Source organism: Acinetobacter halotolerans, from assembly GCF_004208515.1.
In the GTDB taxonomy this organism is placed as follows: Bacteria; Pseudomonadota; Gammaproteobacteria; order Pseudomonadales; family Moraxellaceae; genus Acinetobacter; species Acinetobacter halotolerans.
The window spans coordinates 363,036-376,624 of record NZ_SGIM01000002.1 but is presented as its reverse complement, the minus strand read 5'-3'; the positions used below and the strand labels follow the sequence as shown (position 1 = coordinate 376,624).

At 37.7% G+C, this 13,589-nt stretch carries 15 protein-coding genes, 1 tRNA gene and 2 pseudogenes; 6 read left to right on the top strand and 12 right to left on the bottom strand.

Features of this window, described 5'->3' with window-relative positions:
* Nucleotides 1-300: 300 nt before the first annotated feature.
* Nucleotides 301-1,137, top strand: coding sequence for a hypothetical protein (locus EXE30_RS03940; protein WP_130161281.1), 837 nt, complete (start codon nt 301-303; stop codon nt 1,135-1,137).
* A gap of 12 nt (nt 1,138-1,149) precedes the next feature.
* Here the strand turns inward: EXE30_RS03940 and EXE30_RS03935 are convergent, their stop codons facing one another.
* Both EXE30_RS03935 and EXE30_RS03930 read right to left on the bottom strand, forming a co-directional pair.
* Entirely contained in the window at nt 1,150-2,235 is a 1,086-nt protein-coding gene (locus tag EXE30_RS03935) for an XRE family transcriptional regulator (protein WP_130161280.1), read from the bottom strand.
* A gap of 20 nt (nt 2,236-2,255) precedes the next feature.
* Nucleotides 2,256-2,879 (bottom strand): hypothetical protein, encoded by a 624-nt coding sequence (locus EXE30_RS03930; RefSeq protein WP_130161279.1) that lies wholly within the window; start codon nt 2,877-2,879, stop codon nt 2,256-2,258.
* 217 nt (nt 2,880-3,096) lie between these two features.
* Between EXE30_RS03930 and EXE30_RS03925 the strand changes: the two genes are divergently transcribed.
* The 4 genes from EXE30_RS03925 to EXE30_RS15960 all read left to right on the top strand — a co-directional run bounded on the left by EXE30_RS03925 (nt 3,097) and on the right by EXE30_RS15960 (nt 4,660).
* Complete coding sequence (locus tag EXE30_RS03925) at nt 3,097-3,318, top strand: excalibur calcium-binding domain-containing protein (protein ID WP_130161278.1); 222 nt, start codon at nt 3,097-3,099, stop codon at nt 3,316-3,318.
* Nucleotides 3,319-3,327: 9 nt separating this feature from the next.
* Nucleotides 3,328-3,978, top strand: coding sequence for a hypothetical protein (locus tag EXE30_RS03920; RefSeq protein ID WP_130161277.1), 651 nt, complete (start codon nt 3,328-3,330; stop codon nt 3,976-3,978).
* Between the two features lie 19 nt (nt 3,979-3,997).
* Nucleotides 3,998-4,246 (top strand): CPCC family cysteine-rich protein, encoded by a 249-nt coding sequence (locus EXE30_RS03915; RefSeq protein WP_130161276.1) that lies wholly within the window; start codon nt 3,998-4,000, stop codon nt 4,244-4,246.
* A gap of 180 nt (nt 4,247-4,426) precedes the next feature.
* On the top strand, nt 4,427-4,660 hold the full coding sequence (locus tag EXE30_RS15960) for a hypothetical protein (protein WP_130161275.1): 234 nt from the start codon (nt 4,427-4,429) through the stop codon (nt 4,658-4,660).
* Between the two features lie 47 nt (nt 4,661-4,707).
* Here the strand turns inward: EXE30_RS15960 and EXE30_RS03905 are convergent, their stop codons facing one another.
* The 4 genes and pseudogenes from EXE30_RS03905 to EXE30_RS03890 form a co-directional block, all read right to left on the bottom strand.
* A complete protein-coding gene (locus EXE30_RS03905; RefSeq protein WP_130161274.1) occupies nt 4,708-4,929 on the bottom strand; it encodes a hypothetical protein in 222 nt (73 codons plus the stop codon).
* Between the two features lie 87 nt (nt 4,930-5,016).
* Nucleotides 5,017-5,451 (bottom strand): annotated as a pseudogene (locus EXE30_RS03900) (glycoside hydrolase family 108 protein); the annotation flags it as partial.
* A 263-nt stretch (nt 5,452-5,714) separates the two neighbouring features.
* On the bottom strand, nt 5,715-5,909 hold the full coding sequence (locus tag EXE30_RS03895) for a hypothetical protein (RefSeq protein ID WP_130161273.1): 195 nt from the start codon (nt 5,907-5,909) through the stop codon (nt 5,715-5,717).
* Nucleotides 5,910-6,094: 185 nt separating this feature from the next.
* Nucleotides 6,095-6,488 (bottom strand): annotated as a pseudogene (locus EXE30_RS03890) (hypothetical protein).
* Nucleotides 6,489-6,588: 100 nt separating this feature from the next.
* On the opposite strand from EXE30_RS03890, the gene EXE30_RS03885 reads away from it, so the two are divergent.
* Nucleotides 6,589-6,834: a site-specific integrase gene (locus EXE30_RS03885; protein ID WP_228256100.1), complete on the top strand. Its 246-nt coding sequence runs from the start codon at nt 6,589-6,591 to the stop codon at nt 6,832-6,834.
* A 135-nt stretch (nt 6,835-6,969) separates the two neighbouring features.
* On the opposite strand, the gene EXE30_RS03880 is transcribed toward EXE30_RS03885, so the two are convergent.
* The 6 genes from EXE30_RS03880 to EXE30_RS03855 form a co-directional block, all read right to left on the bottom strand.
* Nucleotides 6,970-7,046 (bottom strand) — tRNA-Val (locus EXE30_RS03880).
* Nucleotides 7,047-7,081: 35 nt separating this feature from the next.
* A complete protein-coding gene (locus EXE30_RS03875) occupies nt 7,082-9,070 on the bottom strand; it encodes a transglutaminase family protein (protein WP_130161272.1) in 1,989 nt (662 codons plus the stop codon).
* Between the two features lie 2 nt (nt 9,071-9,072).
* Nucleotides 9,073-9,990: a DUF58 domain-containing protein gene (locus EXE30_RS03870; protein WP_130161271.1), complete on the bottom strand. Its 918-nt coding sequence runs from the start codon at nt 9,988-9,990 to the stop codon at nt 9,073-9,075.
* A gap of 14 nt (nt 9,991-10,004) precedes the next feature.
* Nucleotides 10,005-10,964: an AAA family ATPase gene (locus tag EXE30_RS03865; RefSeq protein ID WP_130161270.1), complete on the bottom strand. Its 960-nt coding sequence runs from the start codon at nt 10,962-10,964 to the stop codon at nt 10,005-10,007.
* Between the two features lie 86 nt (nt 10,965-11,050).
* Nucleotides 11,051-11,356, bottom strand: a complete 306-nt coding sequence (locus EXE30_RS03860) for a YbdD/YjiX family protein (RefSeq protein WP_171063447.1) — start codon at nt 11,354-11,356, stop codon at nt 11,051-11,053.
* Complete coding sequence (locus EXE30_RS03855) at nt 11,356-13,458, bottom strand: carbon starvation CstA family protein (protein ID WP_004671875.1); 2,103 nt, start codon at nt 13,456-13,458, stop codon at nt 11,356-11,358. The genes EXE30_RS03860 and EXE30_RS03855 overlap by 1 nt, the downstream gene beginning before the upstream one ends.
* Nucleotides 13,459-13,589 lie beyond the last annotated feature (131 nt).

The following is a 13,589-nucleotide window of genomic DNA, read 5'->3' as shown; positions in this document are numbered from 1 at the left end:
CATAGGATTCGTATGAAACCAAATAAGTTAGATTTTCCAATAATTTCAGTAAAAAATTGGTGAGGCTAAAGACATTACTGAATATGAAAATTTTAGAACTTTAGTGAAAAAAACAATCGAAATCCATAATAAAATTCAACAAATATGTATCGATGAACTTAAGAGAGAGCTAGAAAGGAAGCCTTCAAATGTTTAATTTTAATTTTAATAATGTATAATAAATAATTTATCCCACTATTTTCTAAACATGCTTCATTAAGCATCGTGCAAATTTAGAAATATTTACAATAAGGTATAATTATGCCTAATGGATTTACTGAAAATAAGTTACCACATAATTGTAACTACTTAGTTCTTAAATCTCAGTATCTAGCAAATAATTGCATTCTTGAAAAAAATCAAGAGAATACCTATTTTCTAGAGCATTCAACAGATACTACAGCTATGAAGTCATTTGATGATGCAACATCAATGACTCTATGGATAGCTATATTAGCAACTCTCCTCGCATGGTGGTATGGTAAGCAAAGTTTTAAACTAACCCAGCAAGCTTTTGAACAAAGTATTGAACAAATTAAAGCCAGCATCTCTATATCTTCTCAAAATACTGCTGCAACCTTAAAATCTAATCAAATATTAATAGATCATCAAATATTAACTCAAAATAATCAATTTAACTTTCAGAAAGACCAAGAAATCAGAAATATCTTGATAGATCTATCAACTACATTTATTCAATCGGGGAAAAAAATATTTTTTATACTCACAAAGTATACTGACCAATTACATCCAAAAGATTGGCAAAATTTCGTCAACTATTCAAGCCCTCACATATCATTAGCTTCTAAAAATAATTCAGAATATTTAAACACTCATTTATCCATTAATAAAGAGATTGAAAATATGCTGGAGAGTTTATTTAAATTTTCGATGGTTACTAAGCCAGATAATCCAAAAGTTTTAAATACATTAAGCTATTTGCAACAAGCAACTGACCTTGCTGTTGAACAAAGAAACATGCACTTGTATAAAGATAAAGATCAGCATATTGAAAAACTAAACAATCTAGATAGAATGATACAGAACTCTAGAATAACTTTAATTGAAGTCATTCAAGATAAAAATTGTTTTTTATAAAAAAAAGCGCCCTTAGGCGCTTTCTTTTACAAGTGTAGGCATTCTTGGTTTTTTAGAAATCTCTATTCCTACCAAATTTTCAAGAAAACTAACATTCATATCTAAAGCTTTAGCTATATCTTCAGCATAAATTTTCTTCTTAGCAAGCATTGCAAAACATGCTTGAAGCAGTTCAGGTCTTTCTTTTGGAATTAAGTGATCTTCTTTCTCAGTAATTGCTTCACTTCGTTTTCTCAAAGTAACTACACCACTCGTATATTGCTCTTGAGTGAGTAATCCTAAAGATTTAGCTCTATAAAGAATTGCAGCCTTACTCACTTTCCAAGTTTGTTTAAATTCACTAAGCTTATCCCAATCATAACGTCCACTTCGAAACCACGTTGGGAAATGAGAATGCATCATCGTTTGAGGAATCATAAAAGCTGAAGCGAACTGATTTGCTTCAGACTCAGTAATACGATCACCTGTAACCATACCATCGTGAAGTACCAAATGACCAAGCTCATGCGCTAAATCAAACCGCTGACGACATTCACTCTCTTTCGCTTCATTACGTACAAAGATTGGACGTGCTGTTGCTAATGAAAGCGCATCTACTTCGGTCGACAATGATTTAAAAGTAGTAACGACTACACCATGTGACTCACACAAACGAATCATATTACTAATCGGGCCTAAACCTAGTCCCCAATCAGCACGACACTGTTCAGCAATCGCTTCTATAGAACCAGAACGACTAGAATCTTGAATATCATATTTAGGCAACCGAAGTTTAGAATCTAAATATTCCGTTAAACGCTTGAGGTATTCACCACGTGCAATAACAACTTGTTTAGTAGTTACTTTCGTAGATCTCAGACTTCTAAAATGGATTTGCTCTTCCTGTAATACGGGTTTTACATGAGTGAATAACTCTTCAGGAACATTAAAATAATTCGCAGCTTGTTGAATAAATTGAATACTAGGAATGGTCTGTCCTGTCTCAACTTTGTGAACATACTGCCGTGTGCACTCTAGGTGCTGACCTAACTCTTCCAAAGACAGTTGATTAAACTGTCTTAGAAGCTTTAGTTCTAATCCATTAAAAGGCGTGTTCATAATGACATTGCTTGTTACGACTATTTGAATTTAGTGTTTAAATCTTCATCTAAAAGATCATCTTCATCAGGATCTTCAATAAATGGAGCATTAAGCTCAACAGATTCAGGAGTAATTGGGTCTACCAAATGTAACTTATTACCATCTAAATTGTCATTAGATCTCCAATAAGCAACTGGCACAGTGGCTAAATTAAAACCAACAAATTCAACATAAGCTTCATCTTCATCAGTTTTCGGTTCATTGAGAATAAATTTCCATACCACTGGTTGATTGTCATCAAACTGGAATAAGTCATAATTTGTAGGTGTGTATTTTCTAAGCTTCAATGATTTGGGATCAGTGAAATCACCTTTACAGAAACCAATCTGAGCATATCCAATTTGAAAAACAAATCTGAAAGTGCCATCTTTTAGGTGTACATCAGCCGGACAGTCTTCAGATACGATTAGCTTTTTAAATTGCTCATAAGTACGACCAAATATAGCAGTACCACGAGTATAGTTATTATCATTGTCACTATTTAAGATTTCGTGAACATCATGATAAATTTCGAGCATTGGTGTTGCAAAGTATCTCAGCACCTCGTCTGTTAACTGAGGCTCAAAGGCTGAAGGAGGATGTAATTTATTACCGTCATTCATAAAATTATAAGTCCAAAAAATTTGAGATGTGGGTTAAATATAACTTAGGACTAAATAGCAACTTTGTCAACCAACTTTTGTGACTATTTTCATAATTTGTCAACCAATAAAGAAAACTGAAAACTCGTTAGCAAGCTACAAAGTTTCAGCAACTAGAATTGCAGAGCTTAATTAAGCACTGATACAATGCTTTCAAACATTTATCAAAATTAAATTTATGAAATATATAACCTTTATATTACTAGCTCTAATTTCAGTTCAAAGCTATGCAAAGAAATGTGCTGACTTTACTACACAACAAGAAGCTCAATCATGGTACGAAAAAAGAAAGAAATCGGGTCAAACAGGATGGAAAAGTTTGGATCGTGACGGCGATGGTCAAGCTTGTGATTGCTTGCCGGGTGGAAATGGCAAGAAATGCCCGAAGAAGAAGAAATAAGGAAAGAAAATGAAGTTTAATTTTTCGTTGGATACAGCAATTATTATTTCTCTGATTACCATTTTTTTATTTGTATCGGGGCAAGCATATTTAGGCGGCTTATTACGCCCTTTTTTTGTCGATCCTGTAGTCTTAAATTTTAGCGTTCAAGATAAAATTTACTGGGGATTTCTAAAAGCACTAGGACCTTTAATTACCTTTTTCTTATTTGGCATAACTCTTTATGTTTTAAGATATATCTATGTTTCTTTAGATTTAGATCAAACGATCGTTAATTTTTTGAGACGAAAAATTAATTTTCGCTTTAAGCATGAAGTTAAACCTCACAATTCAAGCCAAATTGATTCGTTGGAAAAAAGCTATACAACCTTTACCATTTATGTAGCATTGATCATAAGTTTTTCTGTTGGAACATTCTTTTCAATTATTGATACACAAGAAAAAGGTAAAAAAAATGGTACTGACATTCTCGCAAATATAAAAGAACAACCTTTAGTAAAAATTACTGGTGCTGAAACCAATCTAAAACAGTACGGAATTTTATGCGGCTCTGCCCTTTGTGCGGTCATAGATGAACAGAAGAATGTCTCTTTGGTTGAACCCAAGAATGTTGTGTATTTGAGTTCTAATTTTGCTGAAAAGCCTGAGAACAATAGTTAAGGAAGATTGGAGAAATAGAATGCTCTATCCGTGTTTATGCTGTGGTTACTTAACCAGAGGTGAACCATCAAACGATGACTATGATATCTGCCCTGTGTGCTTTTGGGAGAATGATCCCGTACAAGCAGAGGATCATGATTACGGCGGTGGTGCAAACGTGCCTTCACTTAACCAAGCCCGTGAAAACTTTCAAAAGTATAGAGCAAAGGAAGAACGGTTTATTAAGGATGTGAGAAAGCCGAGGGATGATGAGATTCCAAAGGGTTAATCATTTGTGATTAATTTTTATTTTATCTTTGCAATTATCGCAATTTCAAATAGTAGATAAACCATCAAATATTACATTTTTATGACAGGAAGTCCTTATAAAAATGTTTAAATTCATATAGATATTTTACTTAATTTACACTATTCTTCAATGAACTCTTAAAAGTGAAGCATTTTTAAAATGAGTGAAACAAGTCTTCTAAATGAATTAAATGCAACTATTGAATACTATGTCAATAGAAATGGATACCAACCCACGCGGATTATTTTAGGATATAAAGCTTATTCAAACCTCATGAAAGACAAGACTTTTGCAGATGAAGTAAACAATTCTGCAGTTAATCCAAATAAACGCAAATATAAAAAATTAAAAATAAAAGTGACCAAAGATGATCATCAACTAGAACTTGAATGATCATAGATACGAACAAAGCCCTCACTAGAGGGCTTTAACTATCTTTTTCAAATAAGCTTTTGTCGAACTTCAGTAAGCGACGCATGAAGCTTTTCATATTCAGTTCTAGAAATACTTCCAACAGCCAATAAAGTACGCAGTGTTCCGTAGAGAAAACCTATATCAAAACCAAGTGCATAGTCCGTATTTAGATCATCTTTGTTCAATTTCTCTAACTCGCTGATGCCTTCATTTAACCAAGTTAAAGCGTCTTCTGTAGCGTATTCCATACCAAGGCTCGAAACTAAAAATTAAGATACCTAATTTATAAGGCTTTAACACATATCCCAACATGAATATTGTTATTGATCGTATGCGCTGAGCACTCGAATTAAGACCTTTTCACCCTTGGCCATAAAAGTTTTCAAGGCATTCAAAGTGGCTGGTCCATAGATTCCATCAATAATCAAATCTGACCATCCGCCTTTACCTTGATTGTTCAAAAGATTTAAAGCACGTTGCAGTAATGGTTTGGCAAAGCCCGTCCCACAGTTGACACCTGTATCCAGTAACTCTTCAGCAACGGCGTTACTAATCAGATTTTGATCAAATCGTGGCGAGATCCAATACTGTTTTCGATAAATGCCTTTGGCCACATCCAATGGTAGATCTCGCATGTGACCTTTAAAGCCACTCGCACGTGCGACCGCTTCAGTGATACCAAACTTGGTCGCTCCTCCTCAGTCAACAGGATTATTTACATACCCACCTTCACGTTTAATCAATTCATTAAGATATTGTTCGATGTTCATTTTTACTTTCCTTTAGGCGTAAAAAAACCGACTTGGTAGGTCGGTAGATTTTAAAAATTGTTAATTAAAACTATAGAATGGCTACAACCCCCCCCGAGATTTAACTTGAGAGGTTTTTCTTATAATCAAAGTTTAATCGATATGATTACTTTTGATTTTTAAGTTTCTTTTTCAATTTAGCTAATTTGCCTTCGTGTTTAGAGATTTTCTTAAGGCGCGCTTTAATTTGTTTCTTAAGGGATTTTACTTGTTTAGCCACGATGTTACTCCTTGGTTTGTTTATCCGCTGACTGATTTTTTTTTATAAAACTACGAATATATTTTCTTAACTCTCTAGCTGCACTTGTGTCCAAGCTATCACATAAGTGAATGAACTCATCACGCTCAGCTGTATTAATGCGAATTAAGAGTTGACCATCTTTCTTATTAACCTTAGTTTTTTTGGGTAACTCAGTCATATCGTTTTAATTCCCAAAGGCAACAAGAAAATGTATATACAATGTATATGCCATATCAATGAATGTCAACGCCCCTAGTCTTTCGATAAAGCTATTGGCTATTAGCAATAAGGTGTGTAAACCTTGCCACTCTAACAGTTGAACAGAACAAACCTCCCGAAAAAATCAGTGCATTAGTGGAACTATTAAAAGTTATCTTTGTAGTCTTTCATTTCCTTAGCTACGTCGAAGATGGTTGCATCCTCTCTTGCATTCAAGTAGTTAAACATCCAGCGAATGATGGCCCAAAATGGCAAACCTGCAGCAAAGAAAATGCCCCCTATTGCACATAAGCCGGACCAAGTTAAAAGGTAATCATGCAATTCGAAGTGCTGAATTAAGAATCCACCACCGGCAATACTCCCCACCATCGTAGTGATTAAACTCACGACCCATTCACTGCGTGTACGAGGCATTCGAGTCAATGAAAACCAAATAACCCAAAACCACCGCTATAGCCGCAATGGCCATCAAAAACCACATACCATAAACTTTAATTACAGTTGCGACCCCGCCACCGCTACTCATAGGCTCTGCCATTTTTCATTTCTCCAGATGTAAAAAAACCGCCTTTTGGCGGCTATTGATTCAGACATAATCTTTATCGTTTAAATAATATTGATCAGTGTAGTTTATTGCTGTGACTGAAGATCACCTCACCAAGCAATTCCAAAAGTATCGGGATTTATCAGGTGCATGTGATCATTTAGAGCCGAGACAAAGACCATCTTTTCATGATCTGCGTGCTTTAGGTATTTTCAATATTACCGAGAAATATGGCAAAGCTTATGCTCAGGCATTGGCCGGTCATGCGACCGAAAAAATGACGGATCCCTACCTACAAGGACATGAAGAACCGAAGCCGCAACGAGTCAGTTTTAGATGATTTTTTAAATTCTAAACACGGCGATTTATTGTACTTATTCACATTAAAACCGAACGGAGTTCCCCGAAAACACCCCGAAAACAAAAAAGCCCACTTTTTGAGTGGGCTTTAATATACTGTTTTAACAGTGAATTTTGGTAGGTATAAGCAGACTCGAACTGCTGACCTCTACGATGTCAACGTAGCGCTCTAACCAACTGAGCTATACACCTAGAATGAAAAGCATGATATTCATTTTTTAGCATGATCACAAGTTTTTTTGATCTTGTTTGATCACAACCGCACAGTCTTTAAGCAACTTTTTAAATTGTTGTAGATCAACGCGATTCATTTGCTCTAAAAATACGATTTTCTGATACAGCACAATCACTTGTTCAAATGGTTGTTGATTTTCAACAGTTAAAGATAAACGCTGCATCCACGTTTGGAACGTTTCAGTGGGTATTTTCTGCAAATGCTTAGGAAGTTGCTTTTGAAATTTTAAAATCATCCGCTGATATATGGCTTGTTGCTTACGGTGTCGCCACCAAGCAAAAAACAAAAACGAAATTAAAATTCCACTTATGCCGATGATTAACACCACAACATAACCATAAGTTGAATCAAGCCCGAGTTTAGATAGCCAGTTTTTCTGTTTTTCAGCGTCGTAGCCTACAACTTTGCTTTGCCATTGATAACTTAAATAGTCATTCCAAACACGTACATTTTTTAGAAATTTAAACTGTTGTAAGCGCCAAGCTTTCGCTTGCTGATCGCCCCAAATACGTTGGTCTTGCGCCAAATAATCCTGCATACCAGTATCAATACGTTGCGGCGCAATCATTGCGGTTGGGTCTATCCTTTTCCATTTTCCATCTAAATAGACCTCACTCCATGCATGCGCATCCAGTTGACGAACCTCCCAACTTTTCGCATCAAATGCTGGCTGCCCTCCTTGGTAACCCGTCACTACTCGAGCAGGAATTCCGACATAACGCATCAGCATCACGAAGCTAGATGCATAGTGTTCACAAAAGCCTTTACGACTGGAAAATAGGAACTGATCTATACGATCGCCACCCAACGTTCCCGGACTTAATGTGTAGACAAAACCATTTTTACGATACCACCCTAAAACAGCTTGCACATATTTTTCAGGATGTTGGTGGCTTTGCTCAAACAGCTTGCTCGCTAATTGTTGGGCTTTTTGATCTCGTGTTTCATCAAATCGGGTGTTTAATTCAAACTGATGTTCAGCGAGTACACTTGGCTCAGCGGTGCTTCGTCCTAACCAGTACATTTGTATCGGTTGGTTTCGTTTGATCAATTTTGTAGGACGAATACTATCGTCCTGATAGAGTTGTAAATATCGCTCTTGGGGAATTGAATACTCTAAGCCCATAATCCAATTGGCTTGTTCATCAGCAGGCAAATACTGATATGGCACAATCCGCCCAGTGCTTTGCGTGTTTTTTGCATGTTGATTAAAAATACTACTGGTCCATGTCACACCATCATATTCATCTAGAACTAAAGCACGCCAATACAGCTCTTTACGGTTTGGAAACTGATACATGTCTGCTACAACACGAAAAGCCAAAGCTGTGGACTGAGACAAACGTGCAATATCTCCGGGTGACATTCGATCACTCATACCCGTAACAGCCCGATCATTCTGAATCGGAATGGCCCAAAGTGGTGGCAAGCGCGGGAAGAAAATAAACAACAAAATAAAAAATGGCGTTGCTATACCAATGAACTTAAAAACTTGTTTAATATCTTGTTTTAATTGATTGGAAGACAACGTATTTTGATTAAACAAACCCGTTTGGATACGATACAAACCCATTAAACACATAACAAATGTCACGAAAACAATCATTGCCATCCAAAAGGCTTGGCTATGTAAAAGTAAACTTGCACCAACGAATAAGGCAAAATTGAAAACAATCAATAAATCTCGGGTATTTTTAGCTTCAAGACTCTTGGCAAATAAACAGGTACTTAGCAAAGCGACACCTGGTTCAACGCCAAGCAGACTTTGATAGTGGAAATAGATCAGCGCAAATGAGACCAAGACAAAAATAATCAGTATTGGTTTCGGGAACGGCTTTAAATTTTGTTTGTGATAACGCCAAACTAAGATCAGCCACACAATTCCCCATAAACCACTCAAGGAAATTGGAACAAAGCTAACCTGCCCGAGTAGTACACATCCGAGCGCAGCCAAGATAGTGAAAAAAATTGGTTTGTTCATGCTTAGGCCTGCGCAAGTAAGCGTTTTGCTTGAATCAACTGAGATGATCCTTGCCCACTTTCCAACCGAGCATGTGGCAGAATCAAGGCATAATCATCTCCAAACTGTTCACACTGCTCAATCAATCCCATCATAAAGCTTAATTTTTCTTCATGACTTTGTACGGGTATCTGCTGATAATCAATCTCTAAATGTTGATGATTGGCTTGAGCTTCAAACATTTTGATAAAAAAGCCTTGTCCCCGTGCGACTTGTTTCCATGCCACATTTTGATAAGAATCCCCTTGCTGAAAAGTTCTTAGCTCACGAAATTCATCCAGACTATCGTTGGTATGTGATGGTTGATTTTTATGTTCTTTTTGCCAATCATAAGCCTTAGGTGCAATCCATACCTTTTGCTTTAGATTTAAATAGGTCCAAGCGCGAACCAATCCCAAAGGATAGGTCGAATAGATTTTAATCGTATCAAAAGCATATTCGCCACGTTGTTGCGGGAAAAAACCCAGTTCAAGACTTTGCTGTGCTTGGTCTAAATAAAAAATTTGTTCCTGATCGTGCCATTGAACTCGTAAATATCGAGCTACATTTGATTTCTGTTTCAGAAAAAGTTTAAGTGCTAATACCTGCCCCACTTGTCCGACTTCAGTGTTCATGACCTCAATATGTAAAGCATGCAACTGTTTGAAGGTTAAATAAAAACTAATACATAAAATCGCACTTAATAAGAAGCAAAACCCTAAAATCAGATTATTGCCATAGTTAATGCCAGCGATAAAAGTAATTAGAATCAGAGCAAGATATAAAAAACCATGTGTATGAATAAAAACCAAAATATCTTTTTGCAACAGCGTTTTGCTACGGTCCACTTGAAAGCGCTTTGCAATCCACTGCCGAACTTGTTGTTTGAATCGGCTTTGCATGTATCTATCCTCAACTACAACACATCAACCAATTGCAAAATTTGTTTCACGTCCACTTCTGCTAAGCTTAAACGATGCGCAACTACAGCCACGAAAACAGTCTGCACATCATCTGTGGTGACAAAGCTACGACCCTCAACCAATGCATACGCTTGCGCCGCAGCTTTAAGTGCCAAGACACCACGCGTTGACAGACCATGCCGTTGTTTACGTGTTTCAGCAGCCAAATCTAAAATATAGTTTAAGACGGCATTGCTTAAAAATACCTGCTGAGCCAATGAACGCAAATGTAATATATCGGCTTGATCAAATACAGCAGTTAACTGATGAATCAACACATGACGGGAACTTTGCTGTAAGAGTAATTTCTCTGCTTGGCGTGATGGATAACCGAGTGACAAGCGCATTAAAAAGCGATCCAATTGCGACTCTGGCAATGCATAAGTACCACTTTGAAATAGTGGGTTTTGTGTGGCGAGGACCCAGAAAGGCTGTGGCAATTCATAATGTACACCATCGACGGTGACCGCCCCTTCTTCCATTGCTTCCAGCAAGGCACTTTGGGTTTTTGGACTACAGCGATTGATTTCATCGGCCAGCAAAATTTGAGTGAAAATAGGCCCTTTTTTAAACTCAAATAAATGCTCTTTCTGGTTAAACATATTAATCCCAATCACATCGCTTGCCAGCATGTCATTGGTAAATTGAATCCGTTGAAACTGCAAACCTGTTAAACGTGCCAATGCACTGGCTAAGGTTGTTTTTCCAAGTCCAGGTAAATCCTCAAACAGCACATGACCACCAGCCAATAAACACGTCAGCGCCAATTTGGTTTGCTGCGGTTTATCCAAAATAAGCTGATTAACCTCGAGCAAAAAACTTTTGATCTTATGCTCATAATGCTGAATATCTTGTTGTATTTTTTGATTTTGCTGATTGTTTTCTTGAACTGAAACTTTTTCCAGACCCCACATTATTCTATCCCCCAAAAATAAAACAGTGTATGAATCAACATACACTGTTTTAGATTTTTTTCAAAGAAATCAAATAATTTCTATTTCTAACAAGGGCATTTCTTCATCCCACCGCCCGCACTTGGATAGCGCGAATCTACACAGTGACGATAAAAAGTTTTAGCATCCATTGGGGTTAAATCTGGATGGTGTGTTTTCATATGTTGCACATAATTTTCATAGTCAGGTACACCGACCATTAAACGAAAACTCTGTTGCAAATGCTGCCATAAAACCGCGATTTTCGACCAGTTTCTTGGTGACAATAACAAATGTTTTTGCGACATGATGGTGAATTTAATGATCTTCACAATCACTGCACTTCCTTTACGAGCAATTTTAAAATCCATCATCACTCTCCTTTGATACTATTTGCAGTCATCGGCGTTTCGGTATAGACCGCAGGTGCTTCATTGGCTGTTGGTGTTGGACTTGCCAAGGCTCTACGAATCGCGCCAATCGAGGCAATTATCATCACAATTGCAACAATCATAAAGAACGCGCACAACCCTGCATTAATCTGATTTGACAATACAATAGTCTGCATCTCAGCCACAGATTTTGCTGGAGCAAGTACTTCACCACGTGCAATCGCATCCGAGAAACGATTGGCTTGAGCAAGGAAACCAATTTTAGGATTGTCATGGAAAATCTTTTGCCATCCAGCGGTCATTGAAGTAATGATCAAGAAAACAGTCGGTACAATCGTAACCCAAACATATTTTTCTTTTTTCATTTTAAATAGAATAACCGTACCTAAAATCAATGCCATCGATGCAAGGATCTGGTTACCGATACCAAATAAAGGCCATAAAGAATTGATACCACCTAGAGGGTCAACCACACCTTGATAGACAAAGTACCCCCAACCTGCAACCGCAACAAACGTTCCGATTAAGTTCCCAACGAATGAACTTGAGTTTTTCACTGCTGGAACAACGATACCCACCGTATCTTGCACCATGAAACGACATGCACGTGTACCCGCATCTACCGCTGTTAAAATAAATAAAGCTTCAAATAAAATCGCAAAGTGATACCAAAATGCCATCATCGAACGATTATTAAAAATTTCAGAGATGATATGCGCCATACCAATTGCAAAGGTTGGTGCGCCGCCTGTACGCGATAAAATCGAGCTTTCCCCCACTTCGTGTGCCAACACAGTCAACATTTCAGGGGTTACCACAAAACCTAAATTTCGTACCGCTTCCGCAGCAGTTTCAACACTTGTTCCCAAAACTGCTGCTGGTGCGTTAATGGCAAAATAAATACCCGGATCTAAAACAGTGGCACAAATCATCGCCATAATACCGACGAATGATTCCATCAACATACCGCCATAGCCAATCACACGAATATTGACTTCGTTATCAACCAGTTTTGGGGTTGTACCTGAAGCAACCAAGGCATGGAAACCTGAAATCGCACCACAAGCAATGGTAATAAATAAGAAAGGAAATAAACTTCCAGAAAAAACAGGACCTGTTCCATCGACAAAATGCGTCACTGCTGGCATTTTTAACTCAGGCATCGCAAATAAAATACCGACTGCAAGACCTGCGATCACACCAATTTTAAGGAATGTAGAGAGATAATCACGTGGTGCCAATAACAACCAAACGGGTAACACTGAGGCAATAAAGCCATAGATTATCAGTCCCCACGTTAGTTGCGTTCCAGTTAAGGTAAAAAACTCACCCCAATAAGGATGTTTTGCAACATCGCCACCAAATACAATTGCCGCCATCATCAGGACAAAGCCGATAATCGAAACCTCTGCAATTTTCCCGGGGCGCAGATAGCGCATGTATATGCCCATGAACAGTGCGATTGGAATGGTTGCCGCAATACTAAATACCCCCCATGGACTTTCGGCGAGTGCTTTAACCACGACTAAGGCCAATACAGCAAGGATAATCACCATCACGCCTAACGTACCCAGCATGACGATCACACCAGCAAAAGTGCCTAATTCCTGTTTTGCCATTTCACCCAATGAACGACCGTCGCGTCTGGTAGAGATGAATAACACCAAGAAATCTTGTACTGCACCTGCGATGACCACACCCACTAACAGCCAAATTGTTCCAGGTAAATACCCCATTTGTGCGGCTAGAATAGGTCCAACTAACGGTCCTGCACCTGCAATTGCGGCAAAGTGGTGACCAAATAAAACGTATTTATTGGTTGGCACATAGTCCAGACCATCATTCAAGCGATGCGCTGGGGTCAACCGTTTAGGGTTTAACTCAAAAACTTTAGTCGCGATAAATAAACTATAGAACCGATAAGCAATGCTATACACACACACCGCAGCAAGGACCAGCCAAACTGCATTGACATGTTCACCTCGACTCACTGCGAGTATCCCAAATGAGATAGCGCCTACAATGGCAACCAAACTCCATAAAAGTTTGGAGGGAAGCGATGATTTTGTTTGTGTTGTTTCCATTCAGAACCTCTCAAATACATAACTTTTCGTTAGTTGTTACATGGCTTTCCATACCTATATTTTCTCTTCGGAAATATCTTCGTAAGTTTATCGTTTTTAAAAGATGATTTATCTAATACTTTGGCATAAAA

Coding starts and splice junctions, on each gene's coding strand:
- EXE30_RS03940 (WP_130161281.1), top strand. CDS start 301: ATGCCTAATGGATTTACTGAAAATAAGTTACCACATAATTGTAACTAC.
- EXE30_RS03935 (WP_130161280.1), bottom strand. CDS start 2,235: ATGAACACGCCTTTTAATGGATTAGAACTAAAGCTTCTAAGACAGTTT.
- EXE30_RS03930 (WP_130161279.1), bottom strand. CDS start 2,879: ATGAATGACGGTAATAAATTACATCCTCCTTCAGCCTTTGAGCCTCAG.
- EXE30_RS03925 (WP_130161278.1), top strand. CDS start 3,097: ATGAAATATATAACCTTTATATTACTAGCTCTAATTTCAGTTCAAAGC.
- EXE30_RS03920 (WP_130161277.1), top strand. CDS start 3,328: ATGAAGTTTAATTTTTCGTTGGATACAGCAATTATTATTTCTCTGATT.
- EXE30_RS03915 (WP_130161276.1), top strand. CDS start 3,998: ATGCTCTATCCGTGTTTATGCTGTGGTTACTTAACCAGAGGTGAACCA.
- EXE30_RS15960 (WP_130161275.1), top strand. CDS start 4,427: ATGAGTGAAACAAGTCTTCTAAATGAATTAAATGCAACTATTGAATAC.
- EXE30_RS03905 (WP_130161274.1), bottom strand. CDS start 4,929: ATGGAATACGCTACAGAAGACGCTTTAACTTGGTTAAATGAAGGCATC.
- EXE30_RS03895 (WP_130161273.1), bottom strand. CDS start 5,909: ATGACTGAGTTACCCAAAAAAACTAAGGTTAATAAGAAAGATGGTCAA.
- EXE30_RS03875 (WP_130161272.1), bottom strand. CDS start 9,070: ATGAACAAACCAATTTTTTTCACTATCTTGGCTGCGCTCGGATGTGTA.
- EXE30_RS03870 (WP_130161271.1), bottom strand. CDS start 9,990: ATGCAAAGCCGATTCAAACAACAAGTTCGGCAGTGGATTGCAAAGCGC.
- EXE30_RS03865 (WP_130161270.1), bottom strand. CDS start 10,964: ATGTGGGGTCTGGAAAAAGTTTCAGTTCAAGAAAACAATCAGCAAAAT.
- EXE30_RS03860 (WP_171063447.1), bottom strand. CDS start 11,356: ATGATGGATTTTAAAATTGCTCGTAAAGGAAGTGCAGTGATTGTGAAG.
- EXE30_RS03855 (WP_004671875.1), bottom strand. CDS start 13,458: ATGGAAACAACACAAACAAAATCATCGCTTCCCTCCAAACTTTTATGG.